Origin of the sequence: Thermococcus sp. PK (assembly GCF_000430485.1) — an archaeon.
Lineage (GTDB): Archaea > Methanobacteriota_B > Thermococci > Thermococcales > Thermococcaceae > Thermococcus_A > Thermococcus_A bergensis.
In genome coordinates this window covers 497938-523114 of the sequence record NZ_KE387150.1, presented here as the reverse complement: position 1 = coordinate 523114, position 25177 = coordinate 497938, and the positions used below count along the sequence as shown (strand labels likewise).

General features: G+C 42.4%; 31 protein-coding genes and 3 pseudogenes. 14 read left to right on the top strand and 20 right to left on the bottom strand.

The annotated features are described in order from the left end of the window. The first annotated feature begins 438 nt into the window (after positions 1–438). From THEPK_RS11120 to THEPK_RS12755, 9 genes and pseudogenes are all read left to right on the top strand, one after another. Positions 439–633 (top strand): hypothetical protein, encoded by a 195-nt coding sequence (locus tag THEPK_RS11120; protein ID WP_042701952.1) that lies wholly within the window; start codon positions 439–441, stop codon positions 631–633. Continuing rightward, positions 620–1153: pseudogene (locus THEPK_RS11115) on the top strand (IMP dehydrogenase); the annotation flags it as partial. The gene THEPK_RS11120 and the pseudogene THEPK_RS11115, both read left to right, overlap by 14 nt. Positions 1154–1209: 56 nt before the next feature. Then, positions 1210–2079, top strand: a pseudogene (locus THEPK_RS12760) (IS982 family transposase). Between the two features lie 3 nt (positions 2080–2082). Continuing rightward, positions 2083–3009 (top strand): annotated as a pseudogene (gene guaB, locus THEPK_RS11100) (IMP dehydrogenase); the annotation flags it as partial. Positions 3010–3084: 75 nt separating this feature from the next. Beyond that, complete coding sequence (guaA, locus tag THEPK_RS11095; RefSeq protein WP_042701943.1) at positions 3085–4008, top strand: glutamine-hydrolyzing GMP synthase; 924 nt, start codon at positions 3085–3087, stop codon at positions 4006–4008. Between the two features lie 6 nt (positions 4009–4014). Further along, entirely contained in the window at positions 4015–4581 is a 567-nt protein-coding gene (locus THEPK_RS11090) for a GMP synthase subunit A (RefSeq protein WP_042701940.1), read from the top strand. A gap of 54 nt (positions 4582–4635) precedes the next feature. Beyond that, the gene (locus THEPK_RS11085) at positions 4636–4863 is read left to right on the top strand and encodes an AbrB/MazE/SpoVT family DNA-binding domain-containing protein (protein WP_042701937.1); all 228 of its coding nucleotides are present in this window, start codon (positions 4636–4638) and stop codon (positions 4861–4863) included. Beyond that, a complete protein-coding gene (locus THEPK_RS11080) occupies positions 4860–5231 on the top strand; it encodes a type II toxin-antitoxin system VapC family toxin (RefSeq protein ID WP_042701934.1) in 372 nt (123 codons plus the stop codon). Before THEPK_RS11085 ends, THEPK_RS11080 begins: the two co-directional genes overlap by 4 nt. A gap of 71 nt (positions 5232–5302) precedes the next feature. Beyond that, positions 5303–5590 (top strand): hypothetical protein, encoded by a 288-nt coding sequence (locus THEPK_RS12755; protein WP_083965085.1) that lies wholly within the window; start codon positions 5303–5305, stop codon positions 5588–5590. Here THEPK_RS12755 and THEPK_RS11075 read toward each other — a convergent pair. The 12 genes from THEPK_RS11075 to twy1 form a co-directional block, all read right to left on the bottom strand. Beyond that, positions 5515–6303, bottom strand: a complete 789-nt coding sequence (locus THEPK_RS11075) for a DUF2101 family protein (RefSeq protein WP_042701928.1) — start codon at positions 6301–6303, stop codon at positions 5515–5517. The two genes, THEPK_RS12755 and THEPK_RS11075, sit on opposite strands and share 76 nt — an antisense overlap. Positions 6304–6308: 5 nt before the next feature. Beyond that, entirely contained in the window at positions 6309–7412 is a 1104-nt protein-coding gene (locus tag THEPK_RS11070; protein ID WP_042701926.1) for a hypothetical protein, read from the bottom strand. Further along, complete coding sequence (locus THEPK_RS11065; protein ID WP_042701924.1) at positions 7409–10060, bottom strand: hypothetical protein; 2652 nt, start codon at positions 10058–10060, stop codon at positions 7409–7411. The genes THEPK_RS11070 and THEPK_RS11065 overlap by 4 nt, the downstream gene beginning before the upstream one ends. After that, positions 10057–11421: a hypothetical protein gene (locus THEPK_RS11060; RefSeq protein WP_042701923.1), complete on the bottom strand. Its 1365-nt coding sequence runs from the start codon at positions 11419–11421 to the stop codon at positions 10057–10059. Before THEPK_RS11060 ends, THEPK_RS11065 begins: the two co-directional genes overlap by 4 nt. An 8-nt stretch (positions 11422–11429) precedes the next feature. Continuing rightward, complete coding sequence (locus THEPK_RS13250; protein WP_156882193.1) at positions 11430–11573, bottom strand: hypothetical protein; 144 nt, start codon at positions 11571–11573, stop codon at positions 11430–11432. Next, a complete protein-coding gene (locus THEPK_RS11055; RefSeq protein ID WP_156882192.1) occupies positions 11570–12037 on the bottom strand; it encodes a hypothetical protein in 468 nt (155 codons plus the stop codon). The genes THEPK_RS13250 and THEPK_RS11055 overlap by 4 nt, the downstream gene beginning before the upstream one ends. Further along, entirely contained in the window at positions 12006–12440 is a 435-nt protein-coding gene (locus THEPK_RS11050) for a hypothetical protein (protein ID WP_042701912.1), read from the bottom strand. The genes THEPK_RS11055 and THEPK_RS11050 overlap by 32 nt, the downstream gene beginning before the upstream one ends. Position 12441: 1 nt before the next feature. Then, positions 12442–13047, bottom strand: a complete 606-nt coding sequence (locus THEPK_RS11045) for a class III signal peptide-containing protein (protein WP_042701910.1) — start codon at positions 13045–13047, stop codon at positions 12442–12444. A 36-nt stretch (positions 13048–13083) separates the two neighbouring features. Further along, positions 13084–13701: a hypothetical protein gene (locus tag THEPK_RS11040; RefSeq protein WP_042701901.1), complete on the bottom strand. Its 618-nt coding sequence runs from the start codon at positions 13699–13701 to the stop codon at positions 13084–13086. Then, a complete protein-coding gene (locus tag THEPK_RS11035) occupies positions 13685–14788 on the bottom strand; it encodes a tubulin/FtsZ family protein (protein ID WP_042701900.1) in 1104 nt (367 codons plus the stop codon). The genes THEPK_RS11040 and THEPK_RS11035 overlap by 17 nt, the downstream gene beginning before the upstream one ends. 7 nt (positions 14789–14795) lie before the next feature. Beyond that, on the bottom strand, positions 14796–17039 hold the full coding sequence (locus THEPK_RS11030; protein WP_042701899.1) for a prenyltransferase/squalene oxidase repeat-containing protein: 2244 nt from the start codon (positions 17037–17039) through the stop codon (positions 14796–14798). Positions 17040–17122: 83 nt separating this feature from the next. After that, positions 17123–18100 carry a 4-demethylwyosine synthase TYW1 gene (gene twy1 / locus THEPK_RS11025; protein WP_042701897.1) on the bottom strand — a complete coding sequence of 326 codons (978 nt, stop codon included), beginning with the start codon at positions 18098–18100 and terminating at the stop codon, positions 17123–17125. A gap of 113 nt (positions 18101–18213) precedes the next feature. Between twy1 and THEPK_RS13475 the strand changes: the two genes are divergently transcribed. Further along, positions 18214–18354, top strand: coding sequence for a hypothetical protein (locus THEPK_RS13475; protein WP_198011322.1), 141 nt, complete (start codon positions 18214–18216; stop codon positions 18352–18354). On the opposite strand, the gene THEPK_RS11015 is transcribed toward THEPK_RS13475, so the two are convergent. From THEPK_RS11015 to THEPK_RS10985, 7 genes are read right to left on the bottom strand one after another with little or no spacing between them, the layout of a single operon-like run. Then, the gene (locus THEPK_RS11015; protein ID WP_042701890.1) at positions 18341–18916 is read right to left on the bottom strand and encodes a HemK2/MTQ2 family protein methyltransferase; all 576 of its coding nucleotides are present in this window, start codon (positions 18914–18916) and stop codon (positions 18341–18343) included. The two genes, THEPK_RS13475 and THEPK_RS11015, sit on opposite strands and share 14 nt — an antisense overlap. A 24-nt stretch (positions 18917–18940) precedes the next feature. Further along, positions 18941–19111 (bottom strand): 30S ribosomal protein S27ae, encoded by a 171-nt coding sequence (locus THEPK_RS11010; protein WP_042701887.1) that lies wholly within the window; start codon positions 19109–19111, stop codon positions 18941–18943. A 5-nt stretch (positions 19112–19116) separates the two neighbouring features. Continuing rightward, the gene (locus tag THEPK_RS11005) at positions 19117–19410 is read right to left on the bottom strand and encodes a 30S ribosomal protein S24e (protein WP_042701884.1); all 294 of its coding nucleotides are present in this window, start codon (positions 19408–19410) and stop codon (positions 19117–19119) included. After that, positions 19400–19942, bottom strand: coding sequence for a GTP-dependent dephospho-CoA kinase (locus THEPK_RS11000; RefSeq protein WP_042701883.1), 543 nt, complete (start codon positions 19940–19942; stop codon positions 19400–19402). The genes THEPK_RS11005 and THEPK_RS11000 overlap by 11 nt, the downstream gene beginning before the upstream one ends. Position 19943: 1 nt before the next feature. Continuing rightward, positions 19944–20129: a transcription elongation factor subunit Spt4 gene (spt4, locus tag THEPK_RS10995; RefSeq protein WP_042701881.1), complete on the bottom strand. Its 186-nt coding sequence runs from the start codon at positions 20127–20129 to the stop codon at positions 19944–19946. Between the two features lie 2 nt (positions 20130–20131). Beyond that, positions 20132–20695: a DNA-directed RNA polymerase gene (locus THEPK_RS10990; protein WP_042701879.1), complete on the bottom strand. Its 564-nt coding sequence runs from the start codon at positions 20693–20695 to the stop codon at positions 20132–20134. 31 nt (positions 20696–20726) lie between these two features. Continuing rightward, positions 20727–21257: an inorganic diphosphatase gene (locus tag THEPK_RS10985; RefSeq protein ID WP_042701877.1), complete on the bottom strand. Its 531-nt coding sequence runs from the start codon at positions 21255–21257 to the stop codon at positions 20727–20729. Positions 21258–21547: 290 nt separating this feature from the next. Here THEPK_RS10985 and THEPK_RS10980 point away from each other — a divergent pair, with 290 nt between their 5' ends. From THEPK_RS10980 to THEPK_RS10965, 4 genes are all read left to right on the top strand, one after another. Beyond that, complete coding sequence (locus THEPK_RS10980; protein WP_042701875.1) at positions 21548–21856, top strand: hypothetical protein; 309 nt, start codon at positions 21548–21550, stop codon at positions 21854–21856. Between the two features lie 35 nt (positions 21857–21891). Next, complete coding sequence (locus THEPK_RS10975; protein WP_042701873.1) at positions 21892–22107, top strand: hypothetical protein; 216 nt, start codon at positions 21892–21894, stop codon at positions 22105–22107. Between the two features lie 38 nt (positions 22108–22145). Then, on the top strand, positions 22146–22676 hold the full coding sequence (locus tag THEPK_RS10970) for a stage II sporulation protein M (RefSeq protein ID WP_042701871.1): 531 nt from the start codon (positions 22146–22148) through the stop codon (positions 22674–22676). 73 nt (positions 22677–22749) lie between these two features. Next, on the top strand, positions 22750–24039 hold the full coding sequence (locus THEPK_RS10965) for an ATP-binding protein (protein WP_042701869.1): 1290 nt from the start codon (positions 22750–22752) through the stop codon (positions 24037–24039). Between the two features lie 109 nt (positions 24040–24148). Here the strand turns inward: THEPK_RS10965 and THEPK_RS10960 are convergent, their stop codons facing one another. Beyond that, positions 24149–25102: an NAD-dependent epimerase/dehydratase family protein gene (locus tag THEPK_RS10960; protein ID WP_042701867.1), complete on the bottom strand. Its 954-nt coding sequence runs from the start codon at positions 25100–25102 to the stop codon at positions 24149–24151. Between the last annotated feature and the right edge of the window lie 75 nt (positions 25103–25177).

Here is a 25177-nt window from a genome sequence, read left to right as displayed (position 1 = left end):
TTATGGTCTGAAAATCCTCCTCAGAGTCAAATACTGTTTAAATAACAGGGGGTGAAACTAAACACGCCCCCACAAAGGGTCAATAAAACAGCCATAAGAAGGCTCAAATCCAAGATTTCAAACAAGACTTTAAAGCACTCACTCGCCTGAACTTACTACTTTTCTTTCAATGCACAAAAATGTTCACAAGACTTCCAGAGACAAAACAAAAGGTAAAATCAAAAACAAAGCCCTAAAACATCCTTAAATCCAAAAAAAGTTAAATTTCCACGAGGAAAGAATATCAAAGAAGTCCTGATAAGCCCCAGTTCAAAATTTCGAAAAAATTTCGTTACAAAACCCTCAAAATTTTGTAACTCTTTGTCTGATAATAACTTTCAGTTACTAAAGACTTCCAAACTGTTGTAAGGGGTTTGATTTGAAAATAAGACCACTAGAATGGGAAAAATTGGAAAATCAAGACCCACAACGAGAGCCGAGAACACCTCGCTTCACTCCTTAACCTCAATTTTTAACAAAAATTTGATCATTCACAGGGTTTCGAGCATAAATTTTGGCACAGTAAACTTTAAAAGACCCATGGCTTCTCACCATAAAAAGGGTGAGGAGGAGAAAAAGAATGGGAAAATTTGAACAAAAGCTTGTCAATGCAATAAAGGGGTACACCTTTGATGATGTGCTCTTAATTCCACAGGCAACTGAAGTGGAGCCGAAAGATGTTGACGTTTCTACCCAAATCACTCCAGAGATAAAGCTAAACATCCCAATTCTCAGTGCAGCAATGGACACAGTTACGGAATGGGAAATGGCAATAGCCATGGCAAGGGAAGGCGGGCTGGGAGTTATCCACAGAAACATGAGCATAGAAGAGCAGGCAGAGATGGTCAGGAAAGTTAAGAGGGAAGAAACTATTGAGGAAGTCATCACGATCTCTCCAGAAGAGAGCATCGACTACGCACTTTTCTTGATGGAAAAAGAGGGCATAGATGGACTTCCAGTGGTGGAAGAGGGGGAACTGGTCGGAATAATCACAAAAACAGACATCACGACAAGGGAAGGGGAAAAGGTTAGGGACATCATGACAAAAGACGTCATAACGGCAAAAGAAACGGCAAGCATAGAAGAAATAATGAGCCTCATGATAGAGAACAAACCCTAGTTCCCATTAGATCGTTAGAGTTATAAGCACTTAAGTCTTTTGGTTGATTGGTGGTTGTTATGAACTTTCAGCAGGAAATCCTGATCATAAAATCCGAAATCTATCCGATAATCAGCAAACACTACCCGAAAAACACTCACAGGGAAATAATCAGCCTCTACGACCTGATAACCTTCGCAATACTAGCTACACTTGCACTTTAACGGAGTTTACAAGCACGCTTACAGAGTCCTAATCGAAGAAATGAAGCTGTTCCCCAAAATCAGGTACAACAAACTAACAGAACGCTTGAACAGGCACGAAAAACTCCTGCTCCTAGCGCAGGAAGAATTATTCAAAAAACACGCCAGAGAATACGTTAGAATACTGGACTCAAAGCCCATTCAGACCAAGGAGTTGGCCAGAAAAACAGGAAGGAGAAGAAGGGTTCTTCAGAAATCATCTCTGAAAAGCCCGCAGTTGGGTTTGTTCCCTCTAAAAAGTTTTACTATGGGTACAAGCTGACCTGTTACTCTGATGGAAATTTGCTGGCTTTACTGTCTGTTGATCCGGCGAATAAGCATGATGTGAGTGTTGTCCGGGAAAAGTTCTGGGTGATTGTTGAGGAGTTTTCTGGCTGTTTTCTGTTTTTGGATAAGGGTTACGTTAGTAGAGAACTTCAGGAGGATTTCCTGAAGTTTGGCGTTGTTTACACGCCGGTGAAGCGGGAGAATCAGGTTAGTAATCTGGAGGAGAAGAAGTTTTACAAGTACTTGTCTGACTTTCGCAGGAGGATTGAGACTTTGTTTTCGAAGTTTTCTGAGTTTCTTCTGAAGCCGAGCAGGAGTGTTAGTTTGAGGGGGTTGGTTGTCAGGATTTTAGGGGCGATTCTGGCCGTGAATCTGGACAGATTATACAACTTCACAGATGGTGGGAACTAGGGTGAGAACAACATAGACCGAGTGCCCATAGTGAATAAAGAGGGCAAACTGGTTGGGATTGTAACCATAAGCGACCTTTTGGCAAGGAAAAAGTACAAAAACGCAGTTAGGGACGAAGAAGGCAGGTTAAGGGTTGCCGCTGCGGTGTCCCCCTTTGACATGGAGAGAGCTCTTGCCCTAGATAAAGCTGGAGTGGATGTTATTGTCGTTGATACAGCTCACGCACACAACCTCAAGGCAATAAAAGCGATGAAAGAAATGAGAAACAAAATCGACGCAGAGATGATAGTCGGAAATATAGCAAACCCAAAAGCTGTCGACGACTTAACCTTTGCAGATGCCGTGAAAGTGGGTATAGGGCCGGGAAGCATATGCACAACGAGAATTGTAGCGGGAGTTGGAGTTCCGCAGATAACGGCAATCTCCATGGTGGCAGATAGAGCCGAAGAATACGGTATTAGAGTAATAGCGGATGGAGGCATAAGGTATTCCGGGGACATCGTCAAGGCTATAGCGGCAGGAGCAGACGCGGTTATGCTGGGGAACCTTCTGGCGGGAACTAAAGAGGCCCCGGGAAGGGAAGTAACAATAAACGGAAGAAAGTACAAGCAATATAGAGGAATGGGAAGCTTGGGAGCAATGATGAAGGGAGGAGCAGAGAGGTATTACCAGAAGGGACACATGAAAACGAGAAAATTCGTACCAGAAGGCGTTGAAGGAGTTGTTCCATACAAAGGCAGAGTAAGCGAAGTGCTTTACCAGCTTATAGGAGGACTAAAAGCCGGAATGGGCTACGTTGGAGCAAGGAACATTGAAGAGCTTAAGGAGAAAGGGCAGTTTGTGATAGTAACCCACGCGGGAGTTAGAGAGAGCCACCCGCACGACATAGTCATAACGAATGAAGCCCCCAACTACCCCTTCGAGAGGTGATCTTCAACATTTTTATGTTTAAAATAGCAAAATTTTTAAATCAGATTTTACAATTTTATGTCGAAGGTGACACTCATGTGGGAGAAATTCATCGAGGAAAAGGTTAATGAAATTAGAGAGACCGTTGGAGATGGAAAGGCAATAATAGCACTAAGCGGAGGCGTGGACAGCTCGACAGCCGCAATATTGGCCCACAAAGCAATTGGAGATAAGCTATACGCTGTCTTTGTAAACACAGGGTTTTTGAGGAAAGGAGAACCCGAGTTCGTTGTAAAGACCTTCAGGGACGAGTTCGGCTTGAACTTAATCTATGTAGATGCTCAAGAAAAGTTTTTTGAGGCACTTAAAGGTGTAACCGACCCAGAGAAAAAGAGAAAAATCATAGGAAAAACGTTCATAGATGTATTTGAGGAAGTGGCGAGGAAAATTAACGCGGATTTCTTAATTCAGGGCACTATAGCTCCAGACTGGATTGAAAGCCAGGGGAAGATAAAAAGCCACCACAATGTAGGCGGCTTGCCTGAGAGGCTGAACCTCAAGCTCATTGAACCCCTAAGGGAGCTCTACAAAGACGAGGTTAGGGAGGTAGCAAAAGAGCTCGGTCTGCCAGAAAAGATATACAACCGCATGCCATTTCCGGGGCCAGGATTAGCCGTGAGGGTTATTGGGGAAGTGACACCGGAGAAAATAGCCATAGTGAGGGAGGCTAATGCAATAGTGGAGGAAGAGATTGAAAAAGCTGGTCTAAAGCCATGGCAAGCGTTTGCCGTGCTCCTCGGGGTTAAAACCGTTGGCGTGCAGGGAGATATAAGGGCGTACAAAGAGACAGTGGCAGTTAGGGTCGTTGAGAGCCTAGACGGCATGACGGCAAATGCAATGGACGTTCCCTTTGAGGTGCTTCAGAGAATAGCCTTCAGAATAACAAGCGAGATTCCTCAGGTGGGAAGGGTTCTCTACGACATAACCAACAAGCCCCCTGCTACAATTGAGTTTGAGTGATGCGAAATGATACTCATAATGGATAACCACGGTCAGTACGTACACAGGATTTGGAGAACGCTCCGATATCTTGGCATTGAAGCCAAAATAATCCCAAACACAACGCCGCTTGAAGAGATAAAAGCAATGAAGCCCAAAGGGATTATCTTCTCAGGTGGGCCAGATTTGGAAAGAACTGGAAACTGCAAGGCTATCTTAGAAAACTATGAAGACTTCAACGTGCCCATACTTGGAATATGCCTGGGACACCAGCTCATAGCGAAGCACTTTGGCGGCAAAGTTGGTAGAGGAGAAAAAGCAGAATACAGTCTTGTTGAGATTGAGATACTCGAGGAGAATGAAATCTTCAAGGGACTCCCAAAAAGGCTTAAGGTCTGGGAGAGCCACATGGACGAAGTCAAAGAGCTTCCAAAAGAGTTTGAGCTCTTAGCTAAGAGCGAATTCTGCCTGGTTGAGGCTATGAAGCACAGAGAACTTCCAATTTATGGGGTTCAGTTTCATCCGGAGGTTGCACACACAGAGAAGGGAAGTGAGATTTACAGAAACTTTGCCAGGCTCTGTGGGGAGCTTTGATTTTTGGGAAAATCTTAAATAATTTCCCACCCATTTTTATTGTGGTGGAAATAAATGCTCACAAAAATAGATTCTAAGGGCAGAGTTTATATCCCAAAAAGCATGAGAAAGCGGATCCACGGGGAGGTATATTTGGTAGAAACTCCAGAAGGAATATTAATAATCCCAAAACCCGAAAATCCGATAGAAGAACTTGAAAAAATTGGAAAAAGCCTCCCAGAGAAATCAATTGAGGAACTCAAGAGAGAAATACTAAAACAAGCTCTGGAGGAATTACAATGATTTATGCAGATACAGACTTTTTTCTCGCTCTTCTAAAGCCAAACGATTGGCTGAAAAAGAATGCAAAGAAGATACTCAAAGAATACAAGGGACAGATTACAACATCGGAGGTCACTTTTATTGAGCTAATGCTTTTAGCCAAACGATATGATCTTGATCCAGTTAAAATTGCCTCAAGCGTTATGGCGATATGCAACATAGAGGACACAAAATACCTCAAAGCCGCGATTTATATTAAAGAGTACGGGGTAAACGTTTTTGATGCATTTCACGCAGCAAACTGCCAGGGGAGAATAATAAGTTCCGATAACGTTTATGATAAGCTGGGCATAGAAAGAATTGATCTGAGAAAGCTAGAAGAGAAGTAACTATCCCATCCCAGCAAACAGAAAATTTTTTAAAATTACATTTTTTACTTTTCTTTGTAGTAGGTGGTCTTATGGGTTACACCATATACTACCGCCTCTCCATAAGGAATCGCAAGAAGGGATACATGTTTATTAAGAGAGTTTGCAGAGGTCTCAAGCTGGATTGTGAATTTAGAGGAGAGGACATTATAATCAAACCGCTCTCCAGTGATGTAGAGCCCCTTATAATTAAAAACGGAGAGGGGTTCGTGAAAACATATAAAAGAGAGCCTTACACATCCCTCTACTTGTTATTATTGCTTTCACTTTCTGCCTTTGGCTCCGTAGAGGTGTTTGACGATGAGGGCTTTGCCTTGTGAACCTCTAAAATCCTTTTTGGGATGGAACTCCTGAAGACTCTTTCTTCCACGAGGACCTTCACTATGTCCCCGACTTCAACTTTCTCTGCACTTTCCACCCAGTATTTGCCCGGTTTAACATTGGCCCTTATGTCATCATGTACATCCACCTTTACAAGCTCTCCCTTGACCTCTTCAACAACTCCATACGTCCAGTCCCGGGTGAACTTTGATTTATAAAGGTGCCTGAAAATAAGCACAATTCCAAAAATTGCAACTAAATAGCCGTAGAAGTAGTAAACGTTTTTTGCGAACCTCCTTATTACGAGATAACCAAGGAAGGAGAGGAATGCTATCAGGGTAAGTCCGTAATAAAAGAATCTATAAGGCTCAACTTCAATGAAAAAGTCACGGTTTTTGAGGATCAAGTGCCTCAGGTAGAGGAAGTAGCAGGCAAAGAGCACTCCCAGGTAAATTTCACTTCCAAAGAGCAGCACAATCACCAGAGAGAGAACCAGATAGGTTACAAACGAAAGCTGGAGCTTCAGGCTTAGGAATTCATGGGTGGTAAGCTGCCTCTTTATAAGCTTTTTGAGGAGTTTAAAAGTTGGAGGCTTTTGAGAGGGTGTTGGCTTTGCTATTTCCCTTATGGTCTCGTTTATAAACCTTGCAAACTTTATTGCGAAGGATTCAGCTGCTTCGCCCACTTTATAGAGGATTTCATCCATGGTCATGATTTTCACCCAAGACAAGATGATCCTATCAAGACGTTTGTCGTATTAAATATATCCCAAGCACTATCACAATCAAGGAGTAGTTGATTTGTATCTGACCCACTTAAGGGATATCCCACCTTCTTTGTAGTCTCATCTTCCTCTATGTAGTACTTGAGGAAATAATAATCAGAAGAAGTTTGATCTTCCAATTTCACCCCTACACTCAATAAATAATTATAAAGCCGGTCATCATAGTTCCTGTCAGGAACCAGAAACGTAACTAATCCTACAGGATATTCAGTTCTGAATTCAAATTTTTTCTGCATTTCAAGTCCTTTAGCAATATAGTACTCATGGTTAACTATGCTACCTTCTAATCTCTCCAAGAATGATGGACCGGTATTTGAGCCAAAGTATCTAAAATTCCGTACACACTCCAAAAAACTACTTACATTATGAGAACCAAATAGCATGGGATAAGAATTATTACAAGGAACTATCACCCGGGAATATCCCCCTCCCGTAATTGTTGAAATAAAAGGATCCTCCATATTATCTATCGCGACTATACTATACACATAGTCTGATTGAGGTATACTACCGTTATAGATTATTTTACCAGAGAGATCTCTGATTTCTAGGCCATTTACACGTCCCAAAACAACGATATGAAATGAGTCTAGTGGATAGACATACAACTCGATATTATTCACAATCTTGTTTGGAGAGGAGGGAGTTACGAAATATCCCTGACTCTTGAGAAAGTTAAGTGTGTTGTTTACCCAATATGAAATTGTTATATTTTTCATAGCATCCTGAAAACTCCCCTCAATTGTACCATTAACAATTAATTCACTTAATGCCCGAGATGCATTATCGAAGAACTGAGTGTTAGTAATTGCATATTCAACCGCGACCAGTATTGCCTTTTGGGAAGAAAGCTTCATTGCATTGCTAAAATCACGTTCAAGTTGAGAAATTATATTGTGTAGTCTTTCAACAGATATTCTGTCTGCCTGAGCTTGTAATACATAGTAAGATACATCCTCATAAGTGACCAGCAGGAGTAGTAAAGGTACCAAAAGAATTAGAATAAAGGAATTCAGGACAAAACCTCTCCTTCTCATTGGCCTTCCCTCCAAAGTCTCAGGGTAACTTCAATTGGATGCAATGTCTTTGGAACATTTCTCAAGCCAATTGTGTCGATTCTAAGATTATCAAGTTTTACCAATATCCGATTGTTCTGAGTGCCGGGGATTATACCGCTTTTCTCATAACTCTCCGCCCCTAAATTCTCAAATAATCTAACTATAGCATCATCTAAGGCGTATTTGGTAGGCTCAAGCTGAGATGTCTCCAGATTCAGATACTTCGTAGGATCCCTGCAATATCCTACCTCAACGTATCCATCACCGAGAGTTCCGGACAGATTGTAGTAGTAGTGAAGATTATATCCACATGTTCCATTTTGAGAATATTCATCAAAGATATCTCCGTAGGGGGCATAGCCATAAAGGAAATAGTGAACGATTGCTCTACTATCGAGAGGCCTAAAACGATAGTAATCATCTTGACTGCTTGCGCTTATAGTGAATGTATTAATTTGCCCAGGAACCATCATGAAATCCTGCAATTTTCTGTAGGATACTCTGATCAGGTAATAGTCAAGAGGTGTCTGAATAAATTGCTGAGAATTTTCATAGAGCGTTATTGTTCCAGGAACTCCGAGATAATTAAGATAAAAGTTTATCGCACTCCATATATCAATATACCACGGAACAGCCTTGTGATAAAAGTTTATCGCACTCCATATATCAATATACCACGGAACAGCCTTGTCAGGAAGATAATAATTAAAGGTCATATATGTAGAGTATGTCTGAGAAGGATCAAGATTCTTGAACTCTTCTTGTGGAATATAGAACTTGTTTATTTTTATATCACTCTCATAAGTTATCTTTATAGAGGAATTGGGATAACCATAAAGGCGTCGCGTATTACTCCAGTCCGTGTGATAGTCCTGTCCTGCATATCTAACAGTACGATCATATGCGGGATCATAATATGCATCCAACATTATAACTAGGTTGAAGTTCTTTTTGTTTAAATTCTCAAGTGTAGTATAGTTCAAAATTCCCCCAAGAAGTGTCTCATTGGATATTACCAACGTAGTTATGCCCCCATCTAAGGTCGTGTTTTCATAAACGAGATTTAACGCGGTTCCATTTGAATAGTATATCCTAACCTCGTGGACACCCTCAACGGTGAGGGTGGCATTTATGGCTTTTATATTTCCTGGAACAAAGAGGGAGTTTAGATAGTAAATTCCTGTCCCCGCACTTGTAACATCATAAAGCTTAACTAATCCTGGATCTTCAACACTAGGATCAGAAGAATTGTACTTAAGGTAAAGCCAGCTCCCACTACCGAGACCTATTTCATCATCCCCGTAGCTTGCAAAAACTGCCTCTACCGTGTTCGTTCCATTATGGAAAAATGTGGTAACATTTTCATTATATGGATCAGCAAGGGTATTTCCATTTATACTTACTTGCATTGTCTCGTACTGACCTCTCTGAGCTGCGTGCCAAAGAGCATCCAACACGTTTGCATCATCTGGCAGAAGTACAGTAGAGTTAATTATAAGGGAGTTATATTGAGACGTGTAATATGTAATCGACGAAATTGTCGGATTATTTTCATAAACTCTTGATGATGATATATGATCTTTTATGTAGTAAATCCCATATCGAGTACCTTGCCACGTAACCTCAAGAAACACACCATCAGTAAAGTCTATTTTAATGTAATCACCATTAGGATAATAGTAATAGAGCCTAGAGATTCTATAGGTCTCTGTTAATGTATTCCCTTCAAGGTTATAGGAAATGCATGTCGTATATGCCCTAATAACCTCGGTATTTCCTGAATAGATTTGAAGCATATAAACGTAATATCCACTATAAAAATCATAATAAAAATCATAATCTACCCAGTTATTACCAAGATCATCGTTTATGTTAACTGATGAACTATCATACGATCCCTGAACAATAAATTGACCAGATTGAATATCATTTTTGTCAAAATCCCAGCCAGATGAATAATAAGCTTGATAGTAGAAGTTAAACTGAGATAGAGATAAGGAATACGCATTAGATTGTTTAGTTCCTCCAGCCAAAACTCTCTGTATACCAATTAACTCCTGCCTCACAAAAGTTCCTTTTGTTAAGTATGCCTTAGCCACATAACCTCTTGGGGTCTGGTTAAACTTGAATCCACTCACCATTGCAGTAGCGGTAGAAACGTCACTTGCATTTTCATAAGAGTAGTCAAATGTTAAAAATGGGCTTGTGTAGTTATTTATAATAAGCTGGTACTTGTACCCCAGTTGACGGTTCACAATTTCTGTTAAAAGATAATTGAGTATTTTTTCAGCTCTTTCTTGATAAGAAGGTGATACCTGAAAGGTACTATTTATAGCCCAGTAAGTAGCTACAACCTCAAGTGGGGGCATATCAGGAGTTACAAAAACTTCATCCAGTGTCCCATCACTCTTCCACTCCTCTATTTTCTCCGGAGGAACTAAATTTCTCAAAGAAACTGACCTCCACATGTTTAATATATCTTGGGCGTCATATTTACTATGTTCTCTCATGTAAGTAGAATATACATTAATGTTGTTATTCACTGTAACCAAGGCACTTACAAATACCATCACTAGGAGCAATGAGATCAACGCATCAAGCGTGAATACAAATCCTCTCCTCTTCATCTGTCATCCCACACCCATAGCTTTATTATTGTGCTCTCAAACTTCGGCTCCAGCATATATTCTATGGTTGGGACTACTTCAATCGTGACGTCACTCCTATTCCATCCTTCTAGGGAATAAAGCCAGAGCCCTATGAGTTTATTTGTAGTATCTGAAGAGCCAAATAGCTCCTCGAAGGACATTGTTACTGTACCGTTAACCCCTTCATATGCTTTTAACGTTGCATTTCCATTCTCGTACCACACCAGAGTTGCGTTAAGGTCTGTAGAGTTCCCATAGACAAAAAGTGCTCTAATCTCTGTTCCAAGTTTACTCAACAGTGTTAGGTTACCATAGTTGGTCGAGTTAACTCTAATCCTTATTGAGGTCCCTTCTAATGGATTATACCTCATGAAGCCATAGATGAGGGGCTCCTCAGCTGAAGGTCCGGAGGAAAGGTTGTACGCAAATTTTGGAAATACTATCGTTCTCTCAACCGGCTCTATCCATGGGGAACTCGCCATTGAGGATTTTATGAGGTTAATGTCATCCACAAAGGTGCCATTGATTAAGGAAAACCAATAAAGTGTTTCTCCAGCACCCAAGAGGTCTCTTGCTGATGTGTAAGAGGAGTTTAAGGTTGGGAAAACATTATCATATCCCGATACACTAACTACAACATTACCGTTGCCAGTAAACTTAAAAATAAATGGAGAAGCGCCATTTTGTGGACATCCGTCCGGCGAGAACGTTATATTAAAATTACTTTGGGTAAGGGGATTTATAAAGATCTCAATTACAACTCCTGGAGGCAAAGCAAGTGGGGAAGGAGAAATCCAATTTTCCCCACCCCCCTGACCTCGCCATGCCTTTATCCAAATGGAATCCAAGGTTATAAATTTTAGATAATAGAAACCAGTTTTCTCATCGAACACAAGATTATTATCTTTGAGTAAGCCACATATATCTCCATTCACATAACTTATGCCTCCAATATTCCTAACTTCAATGTAACTTGCTTCAAACTCACTATTATCACTATTCGGATTTTCACTTTCTTTCTTAGTTATATTAAAATTTACACCCGGAGGAGTTCCCCTTGGATTTTCAAATGTGACGTTATTTAAATAAATCTTTGGAAAACTTCCAGAAACACTTAAATTAAACTTGGAAACATAGACCTCAAACAAAAAGTCTTTTCCACGGACAAGCTGATTTAAAATACTTGTTACATCTTCTTTTGACCTGTTTAGTGCAAGAATCTTCTCATAATCCAAGGCAAATGGATAATCGTTATCTCTCAAGCCCACCATTCTCACGCTGCTCACGTCCTCCTCCCAGTTCTCAGGATAACCAGGGTTTTTGGTCAGGACATCAAGCATGTTGTTGGCTATGTTTGCCCTAACCAGTCCAGGAGACCGGTTATCTCAGCCTTTATCATATCGTTGGTATTCATAACTACCCCAACAACCATAACAACGATAACCAGTGAAAGCAGTGCATCAATTGAAAGTAATTGGCCCTTTCTCCTCATCCTCTCACCACATCAATTTCTATATTTACCGTTTTCCCGCCGTAAGATAAAACTCCATTGTTATCGGTGAACCTAAAGTTTTCGACGAGGTCTTTCTTTACAAAGGCAGTTATATTTTCCGCTAGGCTGGGAAGAGTTTCAATTGACTGGAATGGAGTCGATAGGGTAACTTTTATAGTAACTTCGCTCCCAGTCTCCTCGGATGTCAGGCTCTTAATAGACAAATGGGGATTTTCTGTAATATTTGCCAGTATTGGGTTTAAATAGCTGTAAGGTTCCTCATTCGTCATTATGCCGGTGTTTAGGTAATCAACTGCCTTTGAAACGGAGCTTCTCACGTAACCCACTATCGCCACGTTCGTGTTGTTCTCCACATATGAAGGAACAATGAGGATTAATCCGATGAAAATGATAGAGAGTATAAACACCATTTCAATTGCCGTTTGAGCGCGTGATGTTCGCATAGAGCATATCACCTATTTTCACTGTTTTTATCCAGAACTCTCCTCCGCTCTCAACAACTATAGATGCATTAGCTATAGGGACCGTTGAATTCTTAACAACCCAGTAGCTCTTTCCGTTTACTGTGACGTTTACTATTATTTTGTTTTCTGCTCCATTGAAGGTTATATTAAACTCTGCCCCCTCTATTTGAGGCGGCTCCTCCTTAAGGCTGTAGCCTTCGCCTACAGCATAGACTTTTGCGGTATGATCAACTATCTCAGTTGAGAATACCCTAACCTTCGCCATCACATCAAAGCTCTCAGCATGGGCTATCTCACTGTTTGAGAGATAAATGAGATTTAACATTGTTAAGGTTACCAGCACAAACGCAAAAAGCAAGTCCAAGCTTATCTGGGCCCTCATGCTAACCACCGAGGTTAAGGTTTATCTTGAGCTCTTCACTCGTGGAGTTAAACACCCAGGTCTCGTTCTTATCGGGATTCCACTCAACAATAATTCTCAATGTCGAGGGCAAATCCGTAGCGTTCACAAATACCCCTGCATAGTCTCCTATAGTATTGTTTGGAGCGTAAATTGAAGCATTGTTTGATAAATCAACGGCATAGAGGGATCTGCTCCAGAAGTAGTTTTTCTTTGCTGTGTCTGCCTCGTTTAAATTCACAACGGGATTATCACTATCCAAAATCACAACATAAGTTCCGTTTTTATACCCTATTAAAAGCTGCGGGGTCCCCTCCATAGAGAAGGCCTTCGTAAGGAAGTAGTCATCATTTAGATATTTGAACGTGAAGTACTCGGTAGCCTTCGCGCCAGGCCCTTGGGCGTAAACTTGAGAAATTGCATTGGAAATGGTGTTCGCGAACAGCTTTGCCTCCTCACTAACCTGAATTCTCAACATATCTGAAGACTGCTCACTTGAGAAAGTTATATTTCTAACCGAGAAGGTTAGAAGTACTACAAACAGCACGAAGATAAAAAGAAACTCAAGCGAAATCTGGCCTTTTTTCATATTTCTCACCACTCAGTAATAATAAACGTCGCTAAGTTATTTAACACTTTCTTTATTCTCCCCTGTTACAACCGCAAAAACATTCCCCCCGAGCTTTTTAATTGAGACTCCAAAGTAGTCATTGTTGAAAATCTTAAACTTATACTGCTCTGCATTTAGCTTGTGCTTCTTTAAAAGCTCCTTCAGTTCATCAATGAAAAGCTGGGTGAGCTGGTAATAGCTTATATCTAAGGAGTGCTTTTTGTAGTCAAGTAAGAACAGCACGAGTGGAAGAGTGCTTAAAGGTATAAGGAACCAAGGCTCAGAGTAGAGTACTGTAAGAGCAATTCCCAAAGCTATGGAAATGCCAATCAAAGCCAAGCCAAGCCTGAAGGTGTTTTTAACCCTCTTCATATCTTTAACTTTGTTCTCCCAGATCGTAAGAAGGGAAGGGTTGTAAAAGTCAAATGCCGTGTGCCTTTTTCCTTTTGCGACTCTCTGTCTTATTAAATCGTCCCAATCGTCTTCGTAGTATATCACTTCTCCCCTGTTCCTTGCCCTCTCGGCATCTATTGAGGAGATTATCCTTACCATATCCTCTGCACTTTCTTTGGCTATGTGGGCATAAACCTCGTTCTCATCGAGCTCCAAAGCCACTTCAACCGAGTCTTTCATCTGCCTCACCCGGGTAAATGTCATCAAAGTCCGGCAATCCGGTTAAAAGTTCCTTTTTCTTTGTTTCGGCTTCTTCTTTTGCTTTCATGAATGCATGGGCGTATTTTTTGGCAGTAACCACTATATCTTCTATGCTCTTGCTCTCGTATATACCGCTCAAAAGTGTCACAACTTCTATCTCCTTCTCCCTTGGATCCGGATAAAAGCCCCGGAAAATTTGCTTGCCCTTTATCTTCCTTGTTAGATATTCAAGGGCTTCAAAGATGTCCTTTGCCTTTAGGAGCTCCGGCGGACCGTGAATGGCGACCAATCCATAAAGGGCCGACTCTATGTTAGCCTCGAGGTAAAGCCCTTCGTTTTCAAAGGACTTCAAGATTAGGCGAGAGATGTTCTTGACCTTGTTTGCTTCGGCCTTCGCATAGCCCACTGTGGCAAAGCTTCCAAAGGCGTTGAGAACGAATTTTAAGTCACTTGCGTCAAGCGTCTGTTCACCTGGAACGTCTATTAAAGCCAAAAGGGAGGCTATTCTCTCAACTATCGTGTAGTTTATCTTTTCATAAGCTTTGGATATGTCCTCGGCACTTTCCTTCAGCTTGTTGTTGTCTATCGCTATTATCGAGTCAACTACCTTAGAGAGCTTGTCTATGGTTATTGCCGCGTTTATTGTGGGCCTTATGCCCTCTTCCTTCAGGGGCAGAGCGCCTATGGCAACTACAAGAGAATCAGGGTATTCCTCTTTTAGCGCTTCTGCCAGAACCGGCGCTCCTCCTGCCCCGGTTCCTCCCCCGAAGCCAAATGTTAGAAAGAAGATATCAACGTCGCTGTAACCGACCATGGAGCTTATCTTTTTCATCACCAGTGGAAGGTCCCTTTTAATGGCTTCTCTTCCCAGCACCGGATTGGCATTTACCCCTTTTCCACCAGTTAAACTTTCCCCAACGAGTATTCTCCTCTCCTCTGGAATGTGCTTTAAATACTCTAGATCGCTCTTGGAAGTGTTTATGGCTAGTGCTTCAAAATCAACCAAAGCGAATAGGTCAGCTATCTTTGTTCCACACTGGCCAACTCCAATGATTAAAGCCCTCACAGCAATTTCACCTCACGAACTCCGCTTCCAGTTCTTCAAGCTCAACAATGCCGTTTTGATTTTTGTCTTCATATGTAACGACGCAGGCAACACCATTAAGATATTTGACTATGTTGGAGGTGAAGAAGACCTTTACAGCACTGTCCAAACCTCTTGGATATAAGACAAAGAGCAGGTATCCCGTACCCGTCTTTCCTGGAGCTATTATCATGGTACTGTCTCTCTTATAGTCCTTTCCATTCAGATAGACGTTTTCCTCATCCACCTTAAGCTCGATATACGGGTTGTATTTAGAGAGGTCAAACTCTGCAAGATCAGCCAGCACAATATAGTTGCCCTCACCAAGTTCTTTAAACCCTTCAGCTGTCATGTTGGTCTCAAATAACATGTTAAGGGAATCCCTTACTGAAAGTGCAACCTTTTCTCGCCCAAATGTGTACAATATCTTAAAGTTCCCCTCTGGAAGTGCCCTTATAACTTCATAGAGATTCACGGGTTTTGGCAGCTCTTCGAAAGTTGAGAAATAGAGGGCAGCAAGAGCCGAATCGACGACACTGCTTCCCCAGAGGTTATTCCTCTTTTTAGGTAAGAGCCATTGGAGGGTCTCCTGGCGATAGTCAATGCCAAACGCGTGAAGGACTTCCGTAGCACGTATAGTAAGCTCCACAGTCGGTGCCCCTTGGTACATTAGAACTCCGGCTATGTAACTTCTCCTGATGTTTGGCCACCCTCCGTCCTCAGTCCTTTGGCTGAGAAGCCAGTTCAGGTGTTTTTCGACATCATCTTTTGTTACTAGAGGTTCCAAAGCTTCAAGCACTTCAACTGTAGTCGAGACTTCAGAGGGGAAGAACCGTGTAAAGTATTTGGTCATTATTACTGTTCCCCACCCATCTGTGGGGAAGGAAAGGAGCCATTCCTTTGCCTTGACGATGTCCTCATCCTGAGGTGAAACTCCCAGAGCTAAGAGGGCTTTAATGGCCAGAGCGGTGTCGTATGGTTGCAGGCCTAAGAAATCCCCCCATTTACCGTCTCCCTTCTTAAGGCTTTTTATGAAAGCTATATGCTCTGCCTTTTCACTCTCATTGACGAGATTAAACTCCAGAAGGGTCAGCAAATTGTAGACGTAGGGCGGGTACAGCTCTCCCTTACTCAAAGCTATCTCCATGTTTTTGTCGATTCTGCCCTTTACCCATTCTATACCTTTTTCTATCCTTTCATCCATAAAATAACACTTCTTCAGGGCTTTCAAGGCATAATATGTGGCCCTATCTGTGGATGAGAAGCCAATTATGTAAGGCCACCCTCCATCTTTGTTCTGTACTTTTTCCAGTTCTGAACAAGATGCCTCAAAGGGTGTCTTCAGTCCAGCTTCCAATCCCCCACTGACCTTTGCAAAACTCCAAGTTGCAAGGGCCGATGTTACAAAAACTTCCCTTTGTACCAGCCCACCTGGCTTATTGGCCCAATAGACAAAGCTTTCGTTCTTCTCTTTCAGCTCTTCAAGTGTAGTAAGCAATTTGGCCGTCTCAAAGGTTAGCCCCTCATATACGAGCAGGGCATAGGTAAGAAACGCCCGCTCCTTAACAGTAATGTTCGGAGAATTAACTAAGCCCCAAGCTTTTTCCACCAACCCAGAAGGAGTGTAACCAACAGCATGATATGCCAAAAGTTTGAGGGCTAGAGCCTCTCCTTCACGAAGCCCATAATGTTCAGCTCCTTCGAGATACTCAATTGCACTCTGGATACGAGGGTTGCTTTTTGAGTAGCCATTCTCACCAAGGGCCCAGACTGCCATTGCAGTGGGATAAAACTCAGTTAGAGTTTCCGGGACATATCCCCATCCATTTCCATTATATGAGTCAACCAAAAACCCAATACCCCTCTCAACGGCCTTAAAGACTAAAGAACGTTTATTACCCTCATAAAGGGAGAGGGCCTTTTTCAATGCGATTACTGCATAGGACGTATCAACCACGTTGCTCACGCTATCCTCGTAATACCCCCAGCCACCATCGGGATTTTGTCTCGCTAAAAGGGCATCAACAAAGTAATCGATGTCACTTATCGTGAGGTTCTCAACGGCAGGGTAGCTAGAAGTGAGTGCTATCAGCGAAAGACTAAGCTGCTGTGTGGTCTCCATGTACTCTCTTCCCTCTAACAGGAACTTCGTTGATGCATCAAGAATAGGTACTGCCCCAGCATAAGGGATTATCATCATCACAACAAGCAAGACAGGAACAACTCTCTTCATTCTCGGCACCTCTAAACCAGCTTTTACCAATTACCTAATTAAGTATTACTCACTCAAAACAAATAAAGGTTGCGGAAGAAGAGCTAGTGTTTTATAAAGCGATCCTTTTTGCTGATGTCATCTCTCATTATTAGAACAACTCTGCTCGGGGGGTACTCGTCTTCTATGTGGTATCCGGGCAGATACTTCACGAGCTCCTCTGCAAAGGCTTTTATGTCCTTATGGCTCGGCATGTTGTTGATCGTTAACCTGTTCCTTGAGAAGCCCACAAACATATAGGCTTTAGCCTCAACGAACATGGGTTTAGCTTTCATTATGAGCTTTGCATAGCCCTCTGGATTGTGCATGTTTTCGCCCTTAACGAGGGTAAGCCTTATGACAGTCCTTACCGGCAAATCCCTCATGAGCTCGAGTGTCCTGTTTATCCTTTCCCACCCATCCGGAATCATTGGTACATTTACCCTCTGATAAGTCTCCTCATCTGGAGCCGTTAATGAGACGTAAAGCTGTGTTGGAAGAGTATTCCTTTCTATCATCTTCTCCAAAACCTCTGGCTCAGTGCCGTTGGTGACTATGAACGTTGTGAAGTCCCTTCTGTGGAATTCTTCTACAAGATCCCCTATCATTGGGTAAAGCATGGGCTCTCCGGACAGGCTTATGGCAGCATGCTTAGGCTCCATGGCCTCTTCAAGCTTTTTGGCGTTTATCTGGTCTTTTACCCCCCAGTAGCCGCTCAAGAGTTTTCTTTGGGCCTCTATGCTCTTCTCCACTATGTAACTCGGCTCGTCCCACGGCTGTGGGAGTTCAACTCCCAGAAATCCCTCCATCGGGCGCCAGCAGAAGATGCAGTTGTGCGTGCACCATGCCGTTACCGGGGTCATCTGCAGACAGCGGTGGGATTGGATTCCATAAAACTTCTGCTTGTAGCAAAAGCGATCGTGTTTTATACTCTCTTTTAACCAGTGACAGAGCTTAACCGAGCTGTGATGACCTATGAGAGCGTAATGTTGCTTCTTAAAAAGATTCGCAATCTCCTCGGGCATGTTTGGTTTTACATCCATTAGCCTCACCTAACTTTGCTTTGGGAAGAGGTTTAAAAATTTTTGCAATATATTTTACTGTCGAAAAATATTTCGGCGAAAGACTTAAATACCCCTATGTCCATCCAACTTCCATGCACGAGCTAAAACCAATGATTATAATCAAAACACGTGAGAGAATCTTTGAAAGGGAGTTCTTTGAGGAAGAGGGCGAAATGGAATCAAAGCCCAAGGTTAGGTTTATCCAAGAGGTGCCAAGAATCAGGCTCGCCTAGCTGTAATAACCACTATCTCCTCAAAGAAATATCTCTCCTTAGCCGTTATTTCTGCAACAAATCCTTTAGATTTGAGCTTTTTTAAGGTCTCCTCTATGCCGGTTATTGAAGACTGGACTATCTGAACTATCCCGTCTTCTTTAAGATAGAAAGGAAAATCCTCAAGAAATCTGTCCAAGACTTCTCTTCCAGTCTCTCCCCCAACCAAGGCAAGATCTATCGGCTCCTCTGGTTCGCCTGGAAGGTATGGAGCATTGAAGGTTATTATGTCAAATTTTCCCTCAACGTTCTCAAAAAGATCGCTCTGCCGGAACTCGACGTTGGTTATGCCGTTTAGCCTGGCATTTTCCTTTGCAAGTTCAACTGCAATTGGATTGATGTCCACTCCAAGAACGAACTTGGCTTTTTTGGCCATTAAAAGGGCTATTATCCCGGTTCCAGTGCCTACATCAAGGGCAACGTCCCCTTCTTTAACTCTCAGATTCTCAGCTAGCAAAAAAGTGTCCTCAGCGGGCTCATAAACCTGAGGATGGAGCTTAATTTTAAGGCCGTGATAAATCATAAAAACACCGAAAAAGAAAAGAGATCACTTCTTCCACTCTGTGTAGCCGCACCTACCGCAGGCCCATCTGTCCTTGTGGTTTGCCATGAAAACACCGGGTCCGCATCTTGGGCAGAACCTGTTCTTCCTTTCAACTTTTCCGTCCTTGACTTCGTAGAACTTCCACTTTTGGGAGGTTTTCTTACCCTTGGCCATTTAAATCACTCCCCCTCCTGTATTATCCCATCTCTCTTCAAGATGTACTCGGGCTCTATGTAGAGCATTCTCTCCTTGCTCTCATAAGCCTTGGCATAGCCCTTGGAAACACGGCTTCCGAAGTAGCTTCTTATGTACTGGATAACGGTTGTCTCCGGGTTCAGGTCGAGCATTGCAACGAGCTTTCCTTTGACGTCCTTCCTTGAGGGAGTTGGCTCACCTTCGTGGATGACCTCAAAGTATATCTCCTTCCTTCCAAGGAGCCTGTTCTCTTTAACCTCAGTAACCCTAATCTCCATCATTTACCACCTCCATTTTTCTAAGCAGCTGAGCACATCTGCGCTTACATTCGGGTGTGACCTTTATAAGCACTATCCCCTCATCCGGCTGCCCGTAAACCACCAGAGCCCCCTCGGGGGCATATAGGACAGCCGGGATAGCGGCTAAATCCTCCTCACCGCTCACTTTTATGTACACTCTTTTCCCTCTCTTGGCAAGTTCAAAGGACTTTTTGATAGCATTTAATAAAGCTTTCGTTATTGTTCCGGGCGGGTTCTTTGTGGTCAGCACAACCGCTCCGAGCTCAATGTCTGGTTCATATTCCCTTCTCTTGGTTTTATGATCGTAGATAGCGATAGAGGGCTTTATACCAAGCCTGAGGACGTTTTCGGTAACCACATCCCCAACCGTAACCAAATAAGGTGCATTCTCAAGCTCTTTCCGGGAGATCAAGTAGGGCCGCGGCATTTCTCCCCTAATTAGCTTACCTATAGGATTTTTAAGCTCCTTCCTGAGTTCTTCTGTGAGTTTAAAGTAAAATTCCCTGCACATTCTACCTGACCCTTATGGCGTACTTTCCGGGAACCTTCACTCCAAGCCTCTGAGCTATTTTGGAATTCTCGGGATCAAGGATTATAACGAGGTCGAACCATTCGTCACTTAGGTCCCTGCTCCCGCAAACGGGGCATCTTTCTTCGCTGGTTATGTAGTGACAGTGCCTGCAGGCTTTTTCGGTCATTCTCACTCACCACTCTGGGCTTTTCTCTTCTCTTTTTGTATCCACTCAAACTTGCCCAGCCCTGGCTGTCTCATGGTAAGGCCTATCTTGTTCTCCCTGATTATCTTGCTCTTTTCACTAACGGCAATTATTCTAGCCCTCACAGCATCACCAAGCTTCAGGATGTAGCCCTTCTCCTTTCCAACAAACTGGGCGTTTTTCTCGTCAAAGACAACGTAATCATCCATAAGCTGGGAGATGTGAACCAGACCATCCATAGGGCCGATCCTTATGAAAGCACCGTAGGGGACAACGTCGATAACCTCTCCCTCAACAACCTCATGCATCTCGGGCTTCCACACAAGTACGTCAAAGACTGCCTCGTGATAGGTGGCTCCGTCCCCAGGGATTATTACTCCGTCACTAATTTCATGAACGTCAAGAATCGCCAGAATGACGCCTTCATCTTTATCGTAAATTCCTTCATAAGCCTCTCGCAGAACAATCTTAGCAGCTTCTTTTGGATCCATTGTAAACATTCTCGGGGGGATTCTCACAACGTCCTTGACTCGAATAAGCTTGTACATTCTCTTACCTCCAAAATTTTAAAAGAGAAGATCACTTCTTGAATTTCTCCTTGTAAAGTTCTATTGCCCTAAGGATTTCCTGCTTTGCCCTCTCTGCGTTTTCCCATCCTTCGACAATGATTTCTTTTCCTTGGAGCTCCTTGTAGCGCTTGAAGAAGTGTGCAATCTCATCAAGGAAAGCCTTTGGAACATCATCTATGTCCTTCCAGTCGTTGAAGTAGGGATCCTCAACTGGTACTGCTAGTACCTTGTAGTCCTTGTCTCCGCTGTCTACCATCTTGAAGAGGCCTATTGGTCTCGCCTCAATGAGCACTCCCGGGTAAGTTGGTTCCCTCATTATGACCATGATGTCAAATGGGTCGTCGTCATCGTACCATGTTTGTGGAATGATTCCGTAGTCAACCGGGTAGTAGAATGGGCTGTAAAGGACTCTATCGAGCTTTATAAGGCCGGTCTTTTTGTCAAGCTCGTACTTGTTTCTGCTTCCCTTTGGGATTTCTATTAGGGCGTAAACAACTTCCGGTACTTCCGGTCCGGGCTCCAAATCGTGGAATGGATTCATCTCAATCACCTCTTTGGTTTTCAGAAGATTTAGTTATAAACCTAACCCAAAAGTTAACTTCTGCTCTTAGCTCTTAAGGTTGGTTTTTAAAGTTGTCGCTCAGGGTGTGGAAAGCTTTCCATGGGTGGTTTATGATTTTAAGTTATCTCGGATTTTGACGGTTTTTTATTTTATTGGAGTATCACTTGTCAGAGAGCTAATGTCGAATCGATACCACCTTAGTGGTAATCAACATTTTGAAGAAAAACTTTTTATCGTAGTTGTTGCATTATAATCACCGGTGGTAATCCATGTGGAGGAAGACACTTGCTTTAGGGTTGGTGTTGATGGCACTGGGAGTTGTGGTTGGAGGAGCTGTTGACAACAGCCACTTAACATACAGATTAACTAAGAGATACTCCGATCCTGAAAAAGCTGCAATTGTTGGAGGAGCCGCTGGGACAGCGTTGGGATGGATAGGAGGTAAAGCTATTGACTATCTAAGCGGAAGAGCAGCAACTTATATTGGCGCACGTATTGGAGCAAGAGTTGGAGGAGCGGTTGGTGGACTTGTCGGAGTAGCAGTTGGATTGGCCGTTGGTGCAGTTGTTGGATATTAAACACTAACTTCATGAACTAAAACTGGAGGGAGAAAATGAAGAACATTATCAGTAACATTCTTGTCATAATACTCGCTATACCGTTAATAGCCAAAACCACCCAGAACACCGTATTTACAATTGTTTCAGGTTTAACTTTAGGAAGTTTCTTAGCATCCGCTAAACACCCACAAACAAAAATCATAGGTGGCATAGGGTTGAGCATAGGCTTGATTCTTGGATACTACTTAATCCCACAAATACTATCATAGCTTAAAGAACTTATTCAAAAAGCTCTCAGAGGGAGAGTATGAATACAAAACTCCTTTCGATTTCCTTATTTCTTTTCCTTTTGGGATTAGGTTCTGGTTTCTCCTCTGCATTATCTCATGATTATTCAGCATATTTTGGCTTCGATCCTTTTGATAATTCAAATCCTGGAGCTCTGTTTTTCTTTAAACATAACATCAAAGTGGCTTTTTTATTATGGACAGGTGCAGTAACGCTTGGTACGACAACTTTGGTGAACTTGTTTTCCAATGGGTTTATCCTAGGTTCCGCAGTTAAAACTGTTGCAAATCAGCTTGAGCTAACGGAAACTCTCTCATTAATCCTCCCCCACGGCATCTTTGAAATCCCAGCACTAATTATTGCCGGAGCTGCAGGTTTTAAAATACCTTACGAGCTGTTGAGGTTTGTCTTAGGCAAAAAGGATGAAATAATAACTGAAGAAGACGCCAAAGAATTCTTCAAGCTAGTTGGGGTTTCAATAGCATTGATATTTATTGCGGCAGTAATTGAGGCAGAAATAACGTTAAAATTAGCTGTACACATGGCTTGATAGCACTCACTACTTTAAGGTTGGACCATTTGCGGTACAAATCTTTATAAATCACTAGTACTATATCTAGTACATGATACCAAAGGAGACCTGGGGCAAAATTATAAGGGATTATTTGGAATGGGATGTCGAGCTTATTGAAAGGGACATAAAATACACCCTGCCTAAAATTCAGAGAGCATTAGTCATTATTGGACCTAGGAGAGCCGGCAAAACTTACTTCATGTTTCAGATAATCAAAGAACTTTTAAAACAGGGGGTCAGAAAAGACGAGACGCTCTACGTCAATTTAGAAGATCCAAGGACAATAGGCACCACACTTGAAGATCTGCTGAATCTTTTGGACGTTTACTACTCCCTATTTCCTGAAAACGCAAAGAAGCGCAACTATTTTTTCTTGGATGAAGTTCAAACAATAGACAACTGGGAAAAGTTTGTGAGATTCCTACTTGATAAAAATCAGCAGGTAGTAGTTTCGGGTTCTTCCTCCAGACTTTTATCTAAGGAAATTGCAACCGGACTGAGGGGGAGAAGTATATCTCTAAAAATTTATCCCTTTTCATTCAAAGAAGTATTGAAATCACGGAATATAAGACCTGCACTCTTTTACTCCACGTATGAAGAGGCAAAAATCAAAAAGCTGCTCAGGGAGTATCTCCTTTGGGGAAGCTATCCTGAGGTCGTGTTAGATTTTTCCCTCAGAAGGGAAATCCTCCGAGAGATAATCGACCTAACGATTTACAAAGATATAGTTGAGAGATGGGGAATTGTTAATATCAGGGCATTGAAGCTCCTCTTCAGGATGCTTGCATTTTCCACCCATCTTTCGATTTCCAAAGCATATAAAAACTTGAAGGGCATTGGCATTAACGTGGGAAAGACAACGGTTGCAAACTATCTGGAATATCTAGAAGATTCGCTTGTGTTCTATCCTCTCAGACCTCTGATAAAGTCATACAAACTTCAGGAGCTTTATGGGTTTAAGCCCTATTTAGTGGACAATGGACTTTTAACGATCCTAGGTGTTGAAGATAAGGGAAGATTGCTGGAAAACTTAGTCTTTACCGAACTTTTAAAATCAGGCTTGGAGCCGAATAGAAACATATTCTACTATAGAACAAAGAATGGAAAGGAAGCAGATTTTGTTGTACGAGAGAACGGGACAGTCAAACAAATAATTCAGGTTACTCACGAGCTTAATGACAGTAACTATGAAAGAGAAATCTCAGCTTTAATCGAAGCTTCAAGAGAGCTCAAATGTGGGAATCTGCTCCTCATAACATGGGATCAAGATGAGCTAATTAGAGAAAAGGGTAAGGAAATCAGAGTTGTGCCCCTGTGGAAGTGGCTCTTGTCGCTCTAGACATTTTTTCTTCTGAGGAAGTCAGAGGTTAGCCAATTTTTATCATATTGTTTGTGGCTATTTTTTCTGACTTTGACCGCGATATTTTTATTGTGGAGAGATTAAAGGACTATTCCTTTCCTAAAAGCTCCCTTACGGTCTTTTCAACGGCTTGCCTGCTGTTCATTTTTGGCTTCCAGCCTTTGGCCTTAGCCTTCTCTATGCTGAGAAGCATCACCTTCACATCTCCCTTCCATCCCCTTCCTCCATCAACGCCACCGGTGAAGTAAAACTCAGGGCTTAAGCCCATCTCTTTACTGACGATCTCAGCTATCTCCACAACCGTTATCCAGTCTTCGCTGCCTATGTTGTAGACATCGAAAGCTTTTTCCTCCTTCAGGAACTCTCTAAAGAGGTGCACCATCGCCTCAACAGTATCGCTTACGTGGAGATAGCTTTTCCTCTGCGTCCCATCTCCAAGAATCTCAAGCCTGTTCGGATTTGCTTTCAGCTTGTTGATGAAGTCATAAATGACACCGTGATTTGAACGCTTCCCTATTATATTTGCCAGCCTGAAAACTATTGCTTTCATATCAAAGGTATGAGCGTAGCCAGATATGAGGGCCTCCGCAGCGAGCTTGGCCCCACCATAGACGCTTATAGGCTCCATCGGACCGTAATCCTCAGGAGTGGGAAGCTTTTCAGCCTCGCCGTAGACCGTTGATGAGGAAGTGAAGGCAAGCAGTTTAACTCCCTCTTTTCTCATAGCCTCAAGAAGGTTGTATGTGATTAAAACGTTGGTCTCATAAAGAAGCTCCGGACTCTGGGAGCCTATCCTCACCTCGGGATTTGCCGCCAGGTGGAAAACAGCATCAACACCTTTAACTGCCTCTATTACAACTTCCGGATCCCTCATGTCGCCGTTTATGAACTCGAACCTCTCATGACCAATCCACTGCTCGATGTTCCTCAAATCTCCGGCACTTAAATCGTCGAGAACCCTAACCTCGTGCTCCTCTTCCATGAGCTTATCTACAAGGTGAGAACCTATGAACCCGGCACCGCCCGTTACAAGCACTTTCATTTTATCACCAAGCTAACTTGTATTGGAAAGTTCTTAAGCTTTAGGAAAAGTTTTTAGTATTTTGCAGTGTAATCT